Raw genomic sequence first — 15,560 nt, forward strand, 5'->3', positions numbered from 1 at the left:
GAGCGGACGAGGTCGGGCGAGGCTCCATAAAACCAAAAACCCCCGACAGTTTCCTGCCGGGGGTCTTTGTTTCAAAGACTGGTCGTCGTGAGACGATCAGAATTAGAAGGAGCGCAGGATCTGCACAGCGCCGTTGTAAGCGTTCTGATTGCCGACGGCGTAGCCACCAACCGGCGTCGCCTTGCCGGTCACAGCACCGGTAAAGGTACCACCGAGATTCTGCTCAAGACGGCTATAGGTGAACTGAGCCGACAGGGTCAGGTTCTGGACCGGGGTCCAGGCGGTACGGGTACCGATCTGGGTCAGGCCGAGGTCGAAATTGCCGCTCGAACCCACCAGCGAACCGTTGTTCGATCCGGTACCAGCCACTCGTGCCGGGCTGAAAGCAGCCGCGAGGAGCGCGTTACCGTCAGAGCCATAGGAGATGTGGCTGTAGTTACCGAACACCGAAGTACGCCAAGCCGGGGTCCAGTAGTGCTCATAGAACGCGCTGATTTCCCAGGCGTCGCTCTGAATAATCTGGCCACCGTTGGTGTAGACGCCGTCAAGCACGTAGCCGAAACCGATGGTGTTACCGGTGACCTTGGCATAACGACCGCCACCGTTGGTGTCGGTGGTGCCACCGAAGACATACTTGGCAGCGCCCTTGCCGTAGCTGGCTTCGAGCTTCAAGCTGTCGCCTGCGCCTGTGGGCAGGTTCTTGAACTCGACCGCACCGGTCACAGCGAAGCCGTAAGAATCGTCGGCGTGGCCGAGCGCCTCAGTACCGGTACCGCCAACAGCGGTGCTGTAGAAGGTCGGGGTGATGGTGTGCATCGCGGCGCCGAAGTGCAGCGTGCCCCAGGCCTGATCGAGGCGGATGTTGCCGACGATATCAGGAATGTGGTTACCGCCGTACGAGTTGCCGGTGAAGGTGTTCGACGCGACACCGTAGGCGCCGGCGGTGTTGGTGCCGAACGGACCAACGAACGGTGTGATGTTGTTGATGACACCAGCGTTGCGGTAGGGCGAAGCGTTCTCGATCGAGATCGTGCCCGACACGCCGTTACCGAACGAAGCGGTGTAAGCGAGCTGCGGGATACCGGTCGCGTTGTTCGAACCGGCATTGAAGCCCGACGAAATGTACGGCTTGGCGAGCGCCCACTGAGGATCAAACTGCGAAACGGCCTTACCGAAGGTGAAGCCTGCGAACTGGATGAACGCGTAGTCGACTTCGGTGTAACCACCAGCGATCGATTCACGATCCTGGAGGAAGTCGAACTGGATGTTCGCGTAGGTACGAACCACGCCGTATTCGGTCGCGGTGCGGGTGTCCGTCGTCAAGTTGACGCGCTCACGGGTCGAGTAATAGTTCTTCGTGAAAACGCCTGCGCCACCAGCGCCACCCTGCCAGAACGGAACGTCGTAGGTGCCGCCGTTGAAGGCAACGTCCAAACGGATCGCGCCGCCGATCTTGATGCAGGTATCAGTGCCCGGGATGTAGTAGAAGCCTGCGCCGTAGAGCGAGCAGATCTTCACGTATTCCACTGCCTTGGCCTTCACCGGAAGATCGGCTGCCTGAGCTCCGCCGATGGCGATCAGACCCGCCGCCGAGCCGAGGATAAGGCTCTTAATCATCGTCATGTTAAACCTCCAAGTTGTCCAAAAGGGAAGGTTCCGGATCTGCCAGACGCGAACGCCCGAAGATTTAGTCCCCCAAGTCCCCAAACTAACCGCTCAAATACTTCGCGCTTTCGGAAACACCCGCATAACGCGAGGCACTCAAGCGAACTACTTCAACGGGACGACTGAGGGTTTCCCCATCGCCGGAACTGAGAATGCCTGCGCAATTCTTAGAAGCAAAATACTTTATGAACTCAGGTAACTTTATCGCGATGCAGTGTGGTTTCCCGGCAACACACGAAATCGTGGTTTGCACGTCACAATTCACTGATACAATTATAGAATTCTGGGAAGTGTGGGACGATCGAATGGCCGGCGGGGCAGTGGTGACTATGCGTGGGGGATCTGCGGGCTGGAACGAAAATGAGCTTTCAATTTGGGTGACCGGCCAGAATCAGGAGATCATCCGACAGTTCATCTGGGACATCGCCTCGATCAACGTCCATCTTGAGGGAATCCGCCAGTTCTGGGCCAAGGAGCTTGGCATCAGCGGACCGCAATGGATGATCCTGATGGCCGTCAGCGACCTCGATCGCGGCAACGGCGTGCCGGTCAAGGATGTGTCCGCCATGCTCCACGTCGACCCCTCCTTCGTCACCACCCAATCCAAGATGCTCGAGAAGAATGGCTTCATACGGCGCGTCGCGTCCCGCGAGGATGCCCGCGTCGTACTGATGTCGCTGTCCGACAAGGCCAGCAAGAAGATCTCCGCGCTATCAACCCGCAGGGAGTCGCTCGGGGATTTCATTCTCAGCGATTTCGACGAGCAGGCCTTAAAGGAGATCGGACAGCACATGTCCCGGCTCAAGAGTCGCCTCGAAAAAGCGACACTGATGCTGGAAGTCGAGAGCTGACCATCGCCGGATGAGCCGCGGGTCAATCGACCGAGCCGCGCCCCTACTTCGTTCGTGAGTCCAGACGATCGACAATCCAGTCGAAAATGAACTCGTTGCCCACTGTCGGAATATCGATCTGGGCGGGCGGGGCCACCGTTTCCGACGCGCGGAAGATCTTCAGTTCGATGTCGAGGCCGTTTTGTTTCATGACGCGGCAACATTCCGTGACGTGATCGACATCGAGCCAGTCGCGCTCGCCCATCGCAACCAGGACCGGGCATTTGATATTGGCGGCAACGCTGCTGCTGTTAAAGCCCTCGATTTCACTCGGACAGCCCAGACCAGCCCGGCCTGAAATGCGGCTGGCAATAAACGCGCGCTCGTGAAGCTCCCAGATTCCGGCATCGCAAACAGCTGCTGCAAAGCGGTCGTCGAGATTGGCGCCGCGCGTCGCAAAGGCAGCTCCCAAGCCGTCTCCGAAGATCGCAATTCGCTCCTGATCGATATCGCTGCGGTCGGCCAGAAAATCGACCCAGCCGCTGATCGCCGTTTCGACCTCATACCGACAAGGCGATCCGACCATCTCCTGGCTATAGGATTGACCGGGCAAATCGACGAGCAACAGCGAGAGACCGCGGTCCAGCGCGTAGCTGGGCACCCTGTGCAGATGCTCTTCCTTGTAGTGGCCCTGCCCGACGACGCAGAGAACGACCGGCAGCGGCCGCGTCGCGCGCGGCGCAGGAACGAAGTATCCCTGCAACACACCGTCCCGCCACGGGATCTCGACGACCTCGCCGGCAGGCGTTGCATACTGCACGTAAAATCGGGCGCAATCCTGCATCAGTGCGATGGCGGCGCCTTGCCGCGGATCGCTGCAAGCGAGCATGACCTGAGCAGTGCGATAGTAGTTGGCTGCGCGCAGCCAATTGCTCAGCGCCGTCGGGATTCGGCCGCTGGCCAGCGCCTCCGCGGCGCGCTCACGGTTGATATCAGCCGCGCTATACCATTCACGATACCAGCTCTCGTCATCGCGCGGATTGATGCGCTCCGCCGCCAGGAAACATTCCGAAACGGTACTTCCGCCTTCCTGCGCCGCGCGCAGCACGCGCAAGAACTGCAGCGAAAAGTCTTCATGGCCAGGCCATTGCTGCCAGCCGCGGGCCTGCGACGACGGGATGGCCTTGGCAAAATCGATAATGGTCACATCCCTGGCCCTTGACGGAGATCACTTGGAAGTTCGACGAGAAGCATGGGTCTTACGCCCATTTGTGTACTGCCAGACACACTCGGGAGTCCGACTTTTCAGCAGTATTATCCGCGCTTTACGAGGGGGCAAGCATGATTATTATACCGGAGCTGCACTAATTGAATGCTGCAGCGCCAACGAATTCTGCATCCAGGCCGGATGCCGCGTAACTCGCGCGAAGGCTTGTTACGTCGGGACGATGGCCTGTGCATCGACCCAGATTTGCGCATCGCTTTCGCACACCGGATAGCGTCGCAAACCCCTGCTCGGCCAGCCCGGCGACATGCTGCCGTCTGCCAAATCGAACCAGGCCAGATGACGCGGACAGTGCAGCCGGCGATCGGCGACTCGGCCAAGGCTGAGATCTGCCTGCTCATGCGGACAGGCGCGCTCGCAGGCGTAGATCGTCTCACCATCCTGCACGATGAGAATACCGAAGCCAGCCACGTTGACGCAGACGATTATCTGTTCGGTCAGACGCTCGCGCGAACAGACAGCGACCCATCGGGCGGGATTGTCGTCATCCGCCAAGATAGGCCCGTCGGACATGCTCGTTCTCGATCAGCTCCGCTCCCGCGCCGGACAGCACGACACGGCCGGACTCCAGCAGATAGGCATGATCGCACATCTCGAGCGCGGCGAAGGCATTCTGCTCAACTAGCAAAACAGTCGTGCCGGCATCGCGGATCGCGCGGATGATCGCAAAGGTGCGCTCGACGATGTTGGGCGCGAGACCGAGCGAGGGTTCATCGAACATCACCAGGCGCGGGCGCGACATCAATGCACGGCCGATGGCCAGCATCTGCTGCTCGCCGCCGGACAGCGTGCCAGCCGCCTGCTTGCGGCGTTCGGCGAGGCGCGGAAACTCGCCATAAATGCGATCGCGGTCCACTGCGACTTCGCTCGTGTCCGAGCGCAGATAGGCGCCCATGTCGAGATTTTCGGCCACCGTCATATGCGGAAAAACGCGACGTCCTTCCGGACAATGTGCGATGCCCTTTGTGAGCACCCGCTGCGCGCCAATGCCGGTGATGTCTTCGCCGTCGAAATGCAGACTGCCGGAGCGCGATGGCACGAGGCCCGAGATCGCCCGCAACGTCGTGCTTTTGCCGGCGCCATTGGCGCCAATCAGCGCCACGAGCTGACCGGCCTTGACCGAAAGCGAAATGCCCTTGAGGGCAGAGATCTGGCCATAGGCGCAGACCATGTCACGGATCTCAAGCATGGACTGCGACCTCCTTGACCACATCCTTCGCGCTCTGACCGAGATAGGCTTCGATCACTGCGGGATTCTTGCGGATTTCGTCGGGCGGTCCTTCGGCGATGATGCGGCCGTAATTCAGCACCACGATCCGATCCGATACGCTCATCACCATCGGCATGTCGTGCTCGACCAAGAGGATCGTGACGCCACGATCCCGGATATTGCGGATCAGCTGTACGAAAGTATGCGTCTCCGACGCGTTCATGCCGGACACAGGCTCGTCCAGCAGCAGCATCTTCGGCTGCGCGGCGAGCGCCAGCGCGACACCAACGAGACGCTGCTCGCCGTAGGACAGCGAGCCCGCAAGATCGTTGGCGCGGGCTTCGAGGCCGATCCAGCGCACCAATTCGGCCGCGCGCGCGCGTTGGGCTTTCTCGGATGCGCGGGCGCGCGGCAGGCCGAGAATGGCTTCGGCAAGGCCAAGCTTGCCTTTAAGTTCGCCTTGGCGATGCAGGCCGATCAGGACGTTGTCGTAGACCGTGTCGTTGGGAAACACGCTGGTGCGCTGAAAGGTGCGGATCAGCCCGAGATCTGCGATTTCATGCGGTTTCTTGCCCTTGAGGTCCGCGCCGCAATAGTTCACCGCGCCCTTCGTGGGCGTGAGAAAGCCGGTCATGACGTTGAAGGCCGTGGTCTTGCCGGCACCGTTCGGCCCGATCAGGCTGACGATCTCGCCTTTGTCGACATGGAAATTCATGTCCGAGATTGCGACGAGGCCACCGAAATGGACCGCGACGTGTTCGATGCTGAGTACTGTCTCGGCCATCAGGCGCGCTCCTCGGCGGTACGTTCGGAGACGGCGATGGACGCCCGCCTGGTTCCGCCGGCCCGCGCTAAACCGAGTTTCGCGGCAAGCGACGGCACGATGCCGCGCGGCATGACGAACAGGATGACGATCAGCACCACGCCATAGGTGATCCACTGTGCCTCCGGCGGCATGATCGGCCGCAGGAACACAGGCAGCAGGCCAAAGATGACGCCGCCGACCACAGGCCCGGCCAGCGATCCCTTACCGCCCGACACCACCATGATCACCATGGTCACCGTCGAGATGAAAGCGAAGACGTCGGGATCGATGATGCGGATGTAATGCGCGTAAAGGCTTCCCGCCGCGCCGGCGATACCCGCAGAGATCACGGCTGCCAGTGTCAGCGTCTTTGTCACATCGATGCCGACGGCGACAGCCAGCGTCTCGTTCTCCATCAGCCCGCGCATGGCGCGGCCGTAATGGGAATGAACGAGACGCGAGATCAGGAAATACGAGATCGCGGCGACTGCGAGCACAAGATAGTAATTGTGAAACTTGGTCTTCAGCACGAGATAGCCAAGCCCTGGCAGCCCGATGGTGATCGACGGAATATTGGTCAACGCCAGCGGGCCTTGCGTCAGCTCGACCCAGTTCAGCGCCACCAGCCGCACAACTTCGGCGAACGAAATCGTTACGATGACGAAGTAAGCGCCGCGCACGCTGAAGGACAGGCGTCCGACCAGATAGCCACAGAAGCCCGAGATGATGATCGCCAGAAAGAAACCTGCAATCGGCGGCCACGGCACGTGGACGATGTGGAAATCACCGTAGATCGGCACATCGAATCCCAGCGATGTCAGCGCGCTGACATAGGCGCCGATGCCGAAGAAGGCGATATGGCCGAGGCTGAGCTGTCCAGTAAAGCCGAGCAGCAGATTGAGGCTCATGGCGCCGATGATGAAGATGCCGGTCGTAATCAGCGCGTTGAGCAGATACGGATCCGTCAGCCACATGGGCACGGAGGCAAAGAAGGCGAGACAGAGGAGAGTGACGATCTGTTTCATCCGACGCGCTCCGCCCGTGCAAACAATCCTGTCGGCTTGAAGATCAGCACCATGATGATGATCAGGAAGCCCATGGCATCGCGATAGCCCGACGAGATGTAGCCAGCACCGAGCTCTTCAGCGAGTGCGAGAATGAAGCCGCCGATGACAGCGCCGGTGATATTGCCGAGGCCGCCAAGAATGACGATGGCGAAGGCCTTCACCGCGGCGAGATCGCCCATTTGCGGGAACACGACATAGACCGGACCGAGCAATGCACCAGCGGCAGCCGCAAGGCTCGATCCGATGGCGAAAGTCGATGTGTAGATCAGGCTGACATTGACGCCCATCAGCGCCGCGGTGTCGGAGTCCTGGAAGGTCGCGCGCATCGCCTTGCCGAGTTTCGTGAGATTGATCAGCGAGTAGGCCAGTACGATCAGCAGCGCGGCGGCGAACAGCACGAACAGGCGAAGCCAGGACACGGACACAGGTCCGATCACCAGCGGCGCGTCAGGAAACGGATTGTCGATCGACTTGGCGACGCCACCCCAGATCCACAGCGCGCCGGACTGCATCGCGATCCAGGCACCGATCATCACCAGCATGGTGGTATCGATATCGGCGCCGCGCAGCGGCCGCAGCAGCGTGATCTCGATGACGGCGCCCAGCAGCCAGCCAGCGACGATCGCCACCGGCAGCGCCACGAAGAAATTCAGCCCGAGCTGATGCACGACAATGAACATCATATAGGCGCCGAATGTGTAGAGGATGCCGTGGGTGAAGTTCACCACGTTCATGATGCCGAAGATCAGCGTCAACCCGATGCCGAGCAGCGCATAGGTGCCGCCGAGCACAAGCATATTGACGAGGTGTTGCAGGAGCTGGTCCACGAGCGGCCCTAAAGGTTCGAGTAAGGTGCTAACCTCTCCCCGCCTAGCGAAGCTTTGCTTCGCCGGGCAGGGAGAGGTCGGAGCCGAGCGACAGCGAGGCTTCGGGTGAGAGGAGCCAGAGTTTCACTCGCAAGTGCCCCTCACCCCAGCCCTCTCCCCGCAAGAGCGGGGCGAGGGAGCTCACTGCCGGAGTTCGTCTGGATCACAGATCCTTCATCACGATCTTGCCGCCGGAGATCTCGACCAGATAGACATTCGGGAAGCTCTGGCCGCTCTCCGAACCGGCCGGGCCCGACTTCTTGAAGATGATGTCGCCATTCAAACCTTTGACGTCGATCTTCCAGAGCGCATCCTTGATCGCGGCCGGCTCGGCCTTGCCGGCCTTCTCGATGGCTGCCGCGATGGTGCGGATGCCATCATAGCCGCGGAAGCTCTCGGTGCAGCCGGCGAAATCGAAGCCGCGCTTCTTCCACTCGTTGATGAAATAGGTGGTGGCTTCCGGGTTGGGCGTCTTTTCCGGCATCCACGGCAAGAACGTCGTCAGATGCATGGTGTCGTTCGCGGCGGCACCGGCCTGCGCGATGATCTGATCGGGATTCTGCGAACCGCCGGTAGTGATGATCCGCTTCTTCAGGCCGAGTGCTGCGGCCTGCTTGAAGATCAAAGTGAGCTGGTCGACCGCAGCCGTGATGATCACGGTCTCGGAATCCGTTGCCTTGATCTTGGCGAGCTGGGCGCTCATGTCCTGCGCCGATTGGTCCATGGTCTCGACCAGACCGATGGTGATGCCTTTTTCCTTCATCATCTTGCTGAAGTCCTCAGCAGTGCCGCGGCCCCAGTCATTGTTGATCACAAGGAAGTCGACTTTCTTCAGCGCCAGCTTGTCGACGATGTTCTTGAACGCAGCCGCTTCCACGAAAGACGGCGGCGAGATACGGAATACGTAAGGATTGCCCGAGGTGGTGATCTTGCTCGCCGACGAGGTCTCGACCACCATCGCGGTTTCGTACTCGACCAGCTTCGGCATCACCGCGAGCGTGAGACTGGAGCCCCAGGCGCCCAGCATGACTGGCGTCTTGTCGCGGGTGATCAGCTTTTCGGCGACGGCAGCGGCTTCGGTCGGGTTGCTCTTGTTGTCCTCGATCACGAGTTCGATCTTCTTGCCGAGCAGGCCGCCCTTGGCGTTGATTTCGTCGGCGGCGATCTTGGCGCCGTTGACGACATAGGTGCCCGATGCGGCGAAGGCGCCGGTCAGGGGCTCATTGACGCCGATCTTGATGGTTTGCGCAGTGGCGGCGCTGCTCAGGAAAGCAATGGCCAGGGCGGCCGCCGAGGCGGCTTTGATGGTCCGTATCATGTGGTCCTCCAGTGTTACGCTGATGAAACTTGCGCAGTCCAAACCCCGCCGCTCGCATGTCCGCGCGAACGTCGATCTCTCACGCCGATCCTCCGCGCCCGGTGAGGCGGCGAACGACATTCGTCGCGCGCTCACGCAGGAGACCAAGGATCAGCGAAACACCATTCAGATCGGCTGCCGCTGACGGCGCCGATGTCACATCGCCCGACAGGCGGCGATCGAGATTGCCGGCGAATTCCGCGACCAGCCGCGCCGCGAGATCGCGCACCAGCCCGCTGCGACCGACCTGTGCCAGCATGCCGGTGAGGCTGTAGCCGATGGAAAGCTCCACACGCGTCGCCGCGCCGTCATCCTGCGGCACCAGCCGGTAACGGATTTCGCCTTGCGTGGTGGAGCGGCTGCGCTGGTCGCTGCCTATGCCGAGAATGCGGCCGGCGAGATCGGCCTCGTTGCGCTCAACGCGGGCGGCGCCGTTGAAGTTGGCCGAGATCGGCCCGATCTTGACGCGGATCGCGCCTTCGACACGCTCGGGTCTGGGCGTGCCGACCAGCGTGGCGCCCGGCAGGCACGAGGCGACGGCCGCGATGTCATCGAACAGTGCAAAGACTTTTGCAGGTGCATGCGCGACAGTGAATTGCTGCTCGAGCGTGGTCGATGGCGTGAAGTCTGGAATGTCCAGCGGTGCGACGGCGGCAGCCGGTTCGGATACAGCAGGCTGCGCGGGCATCAGCTTCTGGGAGCTGACACAGGCTTTGTGCCCTGACCCTGCCGGTCCCAGCACCTTGCGCCCGCCATCCGGCTCCGGCGCGATATCGCGCGCGCGGCGCTCGGTGATGACCGACTGCACGGCGCGGACAATGCCGACATAGCCGGTGCAGCGGCAGAGATTGCCTGACATGCCGATGCGGATCTGCTTCTCGTCGGCATCCGGCAGGCGCTTCACCAGATCGCGCGCCGAGACCAGCATGCCCGGCGTGCAGTAGCCGCATTGCAACGCGTGTTCGCGGGTAAAGGCCGCGCGCAGCTCCGTGGCAATCTCGTCATCATCAAGACCTTCGATGGTGGTGACATCGGCGCCATCGCATGCCACCGCATAAGTGATGCAGGAGCGCGTCGGTATGCCATCGACCAGGATAGTGCAGGCACCACAGACGCCATGTTCGCAGCCGAGATGCGTGCCGGTGAGATCGAGCGTGTCGCGCATCATGTCGGCGAGACTCGTACGTGGCTCGACGTCCCTCTTCACGGCGCGAGTGTTGACGGTGAGTTCGACCGAGTTCATGCCGCGGCCTCCGCAACAGCGCGGCGCAGAATGGTGACGTGAATATGCCGGTCGGCGGCATCGCTCATGCCGGCCTTCGACAGCAGGGTGTCGGCGACGCGCGCGTCGAAGCGCGATTTGAAATCGTTGGGGATACGCCCGCCGAACAGTTCTTCGGCATTGTCGACAATGATAGGCGCGGCCTCGACTGCGCCAATGACGACACGCGCGCGGCCCGCCTCGGGGTCGATCAGCACCGCACCGATGGCATGAGCAAACTCGCCGGTCTTGCGGCAGCTCTTCACATAGCCCCAGCGCGCGGAGCGAGACATCGCCGGCACGCGCACGGCTTCCAGCATCTCGCCGGGCTGCAGCACGCTTTCCAGCGCACCCAGCAGGAAATCCTTCATCGCAACACGCCGCGCTCCGCTTGCACTACGCAGCGACAGCGTCGCGCCAAGTGCGGCGAAAGTGGCGACCCAGTCCGCGGACGGATCGGCATGGCTGAGCGAACCACCGACGGTGCCGCGGTTGCGCACCGCGCGATAGGCGATGGCGGAGGCCACGCGTTGCATCGCGCCGCGGGTGACGTCGGGAATGCGGCCATCCTCGATATCGGCATGGGTGACGCAGGCGCCGATCACCAGCTCATCGCCGGCGACTTCCACATGCTTCAGCTCGGCGAGGCCGGTGATATCGACGATGGTGTCGGGAGCCACCAGACGCAGATTCAGCATCGGCCCGAGCGATTGGCCTCCGGCCATGATCTTGATCACGCCATCGCCAGCCATTGCGGCTAAGGCCGAGGCGACGTCGCGCGGGCGCTCATAGGCGAAAGGTGCCGGCTTCATGCGGCGGTCCTCTTCGCATCGCGCGCTGCGAGAATGCCCTGCAGCACGCGGCGCGGCGTGATCGGCGACTGCAGCATCTCGACGCCGAGACCGCGCAGCGCATCGTTCACCGCATTGCCGATCGCCGCCGGCGGCGCGATGGCCCCGCCTTCGCCGATGCCCTTGACGCCGAACTTGGTGTAAGGCGACGGCGTTTCCATGTGATCCAGCCATGGCGCCGGCACTTCGGTCGGGCCGGGCAGCAGATAATCGGCCAGCGTCGTATTCAGCGGCTGACCGGCGCGATCAAACGGCATCTCCTCATACAGCGCTGTGCCGATGCCCTGCGCGAGACCGCCATAGATCTGGCCGTCGACAATCATCGGATTGACCAGCACGCCGCCGTCCTCAACGATGACGTAGTCGAGAATTTCCACATCGCCCAAATCAGGATCGACGGCGACGGTGACCGCATGGGCGGCATAGCTGAACGTGCCGCTGTCACGCTGCGGCTTGTAACCGGAGGTCGCCTCCAATCCGCCCGGGTCGACATCGCCGGGCAGATCCTGCGGACGGCGATACCAGGTGTGCGCGATTTCCTTCAGCGTCACGCTGCCATTGGGCCCGCGGATTTCGCCGTCGACCAGCACGACATTGGCTTCATCGACCTGCAGCAGCTTGGCGCCGATCTTCTTGGCGCGCTCGCCGAGTTCGTGACACGCCGTCGCCACAGCGCCACCGGCCATCACCATGCAGCGCGAGCCCCAGGTGCCGGTCGAATAGGGCGTCATCGCCGTGTCGCCATGGACGACACGGATTTTTGCGACATCGACACCGAGCATCTCGAATGCGACCTGTGACAGCGTCGTCTCCAGACCCTGACCGTGCGAATGCACCCCGACCTTCAGTTCGAGTCCACCATCCGGCGTCAGTCGCGCGGTGGCCTGTTCATGGCCGGGCACCATGGGAATGCCCCAGCCGGAATAGACCGAGGTGCCATGTGCGGCTTGCTCGCAATAGATCGAGAGACCGACACCGATCAGCCGTCCGTCATCCTCGCCCTTGCGCTGCCGCGCACGGATGCCATCGATATCGATCTGCGCCACCGCGCGGCGCAGCGCCTCGGGATAATCGCCACTGTCGAAATGCTTCTTGGTGATGTTGTCGAACGGCATCTGCTCCGGCCGCACCAGATTGCGCAGCCGGACGTCGCCGGGCTCAAGCCCTGCTTCCGCCGCGACAAGATCGAGCATCAGCTCCAGCGCGAAACACACGCCGGTGCGGGCGACGCCGCGATAGGGCAGGATCGGACACTTGTTGGTGGCCACCGAATAGGTACGGCAGCGATAGGCCGGCATCTGATAGGGGCCGGGCAAAATGCTGACCACCTGCGCGGCTTCGAGACAGGCCGAGAACGGATAGGACGAATAGGCGCCGGAATCGACAGTAGCCTCGCAGTCGATGCCGCGCAGCGTGCCGTCGCGATCGGCATAGACGGTGATCTTGTAGTGGTGCTCGCGGCAGTTGGAACTGGCGACCAAATGCTCGCGGCGATCCTCGATCCAGCGCACCGGGAAGCCGCGCTTCATGGTGAGCCATGACAGACAGACTTCTTCCGGCAGCAAGATGCCCTTGTGACCGAAGCCGCCACCGACATCCGGCGAGACGATTCTGATCTGTCCTTGATCCATCTCAAGGCAATCGGACAACCCGTTGCGCACAATGTGCGGCATCTGACTGCCCGTATAGAGCGTGAGCTGATCGAGACGATGATCGAACGTGGCGATGACACCCCGACCTTCGAGCGGCGACATGCATTGCCGCGCGGTCGAGATTTCGCGCGTCACCTTGATCGGTGCGTCGAGAGCGCTGGAAATATCGAGTTCGAAGAAGCTTTCGAGAAAGACGTTGTCGCCCCAGTGCTCATGCACCAGCGGCGAGCCGGGCTCGCGAGCCTTGAGCATGTCATAGACGGCGGGTAGCTCTTCGAGATCGAGCGTGACGGAGGCCGCGATATCTTCAGCCTCGGCACGCGTCGGCGCGACGCATATAGCGACGAGTTCGCCGACCTGACGAATTTTGTCGGTGGCCAGAATGGGTTGATCGGACGGCTTGAAGCCGGCCAATCCCGTGATCGCGCGGATTGGCTTGATACCGACAAGATCGGCAGACGTGAACACCACGTCGCGATAGCGTTCCGGAATATGGATCGCCCGGATTCGCGCATGCGCTAGCGGACTGCGGACGAAAGCGACGTCCTGCAATCCCGCCAGCCGGATATCGCCGACGAATTGCCCGCGCCCGCGCATGAGGCGATCGTCCTCCTTGCGCGGTACGCGCGCGCCAACGCCCTGCTTTGAAACAGGGGCGGCGGGCGAGATATCTCGCTCATTGCGCATCGACGAACTCCCGGCGCCTTCCGGATTGACTAGCGAACTGGCTTGCAAAGCTCAGGCCGCAACGGCCTGAGGAAGGATCGGAGCGATCGGATCGAAGCGGGTGCCCGCGCGCAGGCAGAAGGCCGGCTGCAGCAGGCCGTTCGCAATCACGTCGGTGTTCTCGTTATCGCGCAGGACGTAACGGCCGGGTTTCTCGACGAGCACCGAAACGTCGGCATCCATGCCGACCTTGAGCGAGCCGATCTTGTCGGACAGGCCGATCATCTTGGCCGGGTTCGACGTCACCATCGGCACCACCTGTTCCAGCGTGAGACCGAGCGAAATCATCGAACTCATCGCCTGCACCAGGCTGAACTTGGCCTGGCCCTTGAACGGATGGTTCTCGTCATCCTCGTGCTCATCCGGCGTGCCGGCAGGCGCAGGCACCTCCGTGTTGTAACCGTGAATATCGGCGCCGAGCGTGTTCGGCACAATGCCGGCCGCAATCGCCTTCTTGGCCAGGCGATAGGAGAAGTGGCTGCCATGGCCGACATCGATCTTGAGGCCACGATCGATCGCCGCCTGGATCACCGGATGCACCTCGCCTTCGCGATTGACGAAGCCGCCAGGATGCCGCGTGAACGGATGGGCGAGCACGTCACCTTCCTTCAGCAGCGGAATCACGCGCTCCAGAATCGTATCGACGTCCTCGCCATTATTGCCTGACTCCGGCAGACCCCAGAGTTGGCCGAAATGCACGTAAACCGGCAATTCCGCGCGCTTGCCGATTTCGGCCGCCATTTCCATCACGCGAATGCCCCAGCGCGCGAAGCCGCCGATTTCCGCATGGGCCTTGATGCCGCGAACGAGATCGCGATTGGCCACCGCCGATTTCACGGTCGCGTCGATATCGACACCGTCCGGGCTGTAGAGGTTGGGATAGAAATGCCCTTCGAGACCGCCGACGAGATAGGCCGACAGAAACGCATAGACCCGCGATTTTGCGGGCTCGGCGATGAAGTGACGAAAGCCGGGCAGCGTCATGCAGGACGGGCCGCCCTGGTCGATCAGCGTGGTGACGCCGGATTGCACGCCGACCATGTCGGGCTGCATGCCGAAACGACCGCTGACATATTGAAAGACGTGCGCGTGGGTATCGATCAAGCCCGGCAGTACCAGCTTGCCGGTCACATCCACCACTTCCTTTGCGCTGGTCGGCAAAATATCGGACTGCACTGCGGCGATCTTGCCGTTGCGAATGGCAACATCCTTGATGCCGTCAACACCAGCAGCGGGATCGATAACACGACCACCGCGCAGCAGCAGGTCGAATGAGGCGGTAACGGACATGGCGGTCTCCTTGCGTTCCGGCGGACATTAGAGGTCCACCAAAATACGAAGCATACTTCGTATTTTACAAAAGCAAAGTCCGTGCCATAAACATTGCGATGCGGTAGTTTTTCAACGCGCTCGCACCATACGAGCCGTAGCCGACACAAGGAGAGACTGCGTTGCCCCAGGCCAAGCCGCGCCGTGACAAGCCCGTCCATAAGCCCTGGCCGCTGGCCCAGCGACCGGGATTTTTGATCAGACGGCTACACCAGATCCATGTCGCGCTGTTCCAGGAAGCCTGCAGTGCCTTCGAGATGACGCCACTCCAGTACAGCCTGCTGTCTGCATTGGCGGCGCGTGGAACCGCCGATCAAACCAGCTTAGCCGCTGATATTGCTCTGGATCGCACGACGACGACGGGCGCGCTGAAGCGACTCGAAGCACGCAGGCTGGTCGAGCGTCCGGTCAGCGACGACGACCGCCGCGCCCGCGTCTGCCGGCTCACACCGGCCGGTGCAGCCCTGCTCGACAAGATCGAAACCGCCGCACGCGAGGCGCACCGCGCCACGCTCGGCAACCTCACCAAAACGGAACAGACTGCGTTTATTGCCATGATGCAGCGCATTGTCGCAGCGAACAGCAGCCGCGACGGAGCCGCTGATCTATCGGATTGAAGGTCGCCGAGAGGGCTCTTCCCAGATTAGAACGACTAT

The 15,560-nt window shown here is 61.9% G+C and carries 14 protein-coding genes; 2 read left to right on the forward strand and 12 right to left on the reverse strand.

Features of this window, described 5'->3' with window-relative positions; translation table 11 throughout:
- Positions 1 to 102 precede the first annotated feature (102 nt).
- Positions 103 to 1,623: a porin gene (locus AB7813_RS17940; protein ID WP_439083908.1), complete on the reverse strand. Its 1,521-nt coding sequence runs from the start codon at positions 1,621 to 1,623 to the stop codon at positions 103 to 105.
- Between the two features lie 194 nt (positions 1,624 to 1,817).
- Between AB7813_RS17940 and AB7813_RS17945 the strand changes: the two genes are divergently transcribed.
- Positions 1,818 to 2,516 (forward strand): MarR family winged helix-turn-helix transcriptional regulator, encoded by a 699-nt coding sequence (locus AB7813_RS17945; RefSeq protein ID WP_439083907.1) that lies wholly within the window; start codon positions 1,818 to 1,820, stop codon positions 2,514 to 2,516.
- 43 nt (positions 2,517 to 2,559) lie between these two features.
- On the opposite strand, the gene AB7813_RS17950 is transcribed toward AB7813_RS17945, so the two are convergent.
- The 11 genes from AB7813_RS17950 to AB7813_RS18000 all read right to left on the reverse strand — a co-directional run bounded on the left by AB7813_RS17950 (position 2,560) and on the right by AB7813_RS18000 (position 14,865).
- Positions 2,560 to 3,702 (reverse strand): alpha/beta hydrolase family protein, encoded by a 1,143-nt coding sequence (locus tag AB7813_RS17950; protein WP_439083906.1) that lies wholly within the window; start codon positions 3,700 to 3,702, stop codon positions 2,560 to 2,562.
- A 228-nt stretch (positions 3,703 to 3,930) separates the two neighbouring features.
- On the reverse strand, positions 3,931 to 4,293 hold the full coding sequence (locus tag AB7813_RS17955; RefSeq protein WP_439089173.1) for a Rieske (2Fe-2S) protein: 363 nt from the start codon (positions 4,291 to 4,293) through the stop codon (positions 3,931 to 3,933).
- On the reverse strand, positions 4,265 to 4,969 hold the full coding sequence (locus AB7813_RS17960; RefSeq protein WP_068729545.1) for an ABC transporter ATP-binding protein: 705 nt from the start codon (positions 4,967 to 4,969) through the stop codon (positions 4,265 to 4,267). Before AB7813_RS17960 ends, AB7813_RS17955 begins: the two co-directional genes overlap by 29 nt.
- Positions 4,962 to 5,774, reverse strand: coding sequence for an ABC transporter ATP-binding protein (locus AB7813_RS17965; RefSeq protein ID WP_089267863.1), 813 nt, complete (start codon positions 5,772 to 5,774; stop codon positions 4,962 to 4,964). Before AB7813_RS17965 ends, AB7813_RS17960 begins: the two co-directional genes overlap by 8 nt.
- Positions 5,774 to 6,820 (reverse strand): branched-chain amino acid ABC transporter permease, encoded by a 1,047-nt coding sequence (locus AB7813_RS17970; RefSeq protein ID WP_439065225.1) that lies wholly within the window; start codon positions 6,818 to 6,820, stop codon positions 5,774 to 5,776. The genes AB7813_RS17965 and AB7813_RS17970 overlap by 1 nt, the downstream gene beginning before the upstream one ends.
- Positions 6,817 to 7,689 (reverse strand): branched-chain amino acid ABC transporter permease, encoded by an 873-nt coding sequence (locus AB7813_RS17975; protein ID WP_176454739.1) that lies wholly within the window; start codon positions 7,687 to 7,689, stop codon positions 6,817 to 6,819. Before AB7813_RS17975 ends, AB7813_RS17970 begins: the two co-directional genes overlap by 4 nt.
- A gap of 202 nt (positions 7,690 to 7,891) precedes the next feature.
- Positions 7,892 to 9,046: an ABC transporter substrate-binding protein gene (locus AB7813_RS17980; RefSeq protein WP_439083904.1), complete on the reverse strand. Its 1,155-nt coding sequence runs from the start codon at positions 9,044 to 9,046 to the stop codon at positions 7,892 to 7,894.
- 79 nt (positions 9,047 to 9,125) lie between these two features.
- Positions 9,126 to 10,328, reverse strand: coding sequence for a xanthine dehydrogenase family Fe-S subunit (locus AB7813_RS17985; protein WP_439065227.1), 1,203 nt, complete (start codon positions 10,326 to 10,328; stop codon positions 9,126 to 9,128).
- The gene (locus AB7813_RS17990) at positions 10,325 to 11,158 is read right to left on the reverse strand and encodes an FAD binding domain-containing protein (protein WP_441228252.1); all 834 of its coding nucleotides are present in this window, start codon (positions 11,156 to 11,158) and stop codon (positions 10,325 to 10,327) included. The genes AB7813_RS17985 and AB7813_RS17990 overlap by 4 nt, the downstream gene beginning before the upstream one ends.
- Positions 11,155 to 13,536, reverse strand: a complete 2,382-nt coding sequence (locus AB7813_RS17995; protein WP_439065229.1) for a xanthine dehydrogenase family protein molybdopterin-binding subunit — start codon at positions 13,534 to 13,536, stop codon at positions 11,155 to 11,157. The genes AB7813_RS17990 and AB7813_RS17995 overlap by 4 nt, the downstream gene beginning before the upstream one ends.
- A 51-nt stretch (positions 13,537 to 13,587) precedes the next feature.
- Positions 13,588 to 14,865 carry an amidohydrolase/deacetylase family metallohydrolase gene (locus AB7813_RS18000; RefSeq protein WP_439065230.1) on the reverse strand — a complete coding sequence of 426 codons (1,278 nt, stop codon included), beginning with the start codon at positions 14,863 to 14,865 and terminating at the stop codon, positions 13,588 to 13,590.
- 161 nt (positions 14,866 to 15,026) lie between these two features.
- Between AB7813_RS18000 and AB7813_RS18005 the strand changes: the two genes are divergently transcribed.
- Positions 15,027 to 15,521, forward strand: coding sequence for a MarR family winged helix-turn-helix transcriptional regulator (locus AB7813_RS18005; RefSeq protein WP_320445806.1), 495 nt, complete (start codon positions 15,027 to 15,029; stop codon positions 15,519 to 15,521).
- The last annotated feature ends 39 nt before the right edge of the window (positions 15,522 to 15,560 follow it).

The sequence above is a fragment of the Tardiphaga sp. 20_F10_N6_6 genome, from assembly GCF_052076045.1.
GTDB classification, from domain to species: domain Bacteria; phylum Pseudomonadota; class Alphaproteobacteria; order Rhizobiales; family Xanthobacteraceae; genus Tardiphaga; species Tardiphaga robiniae.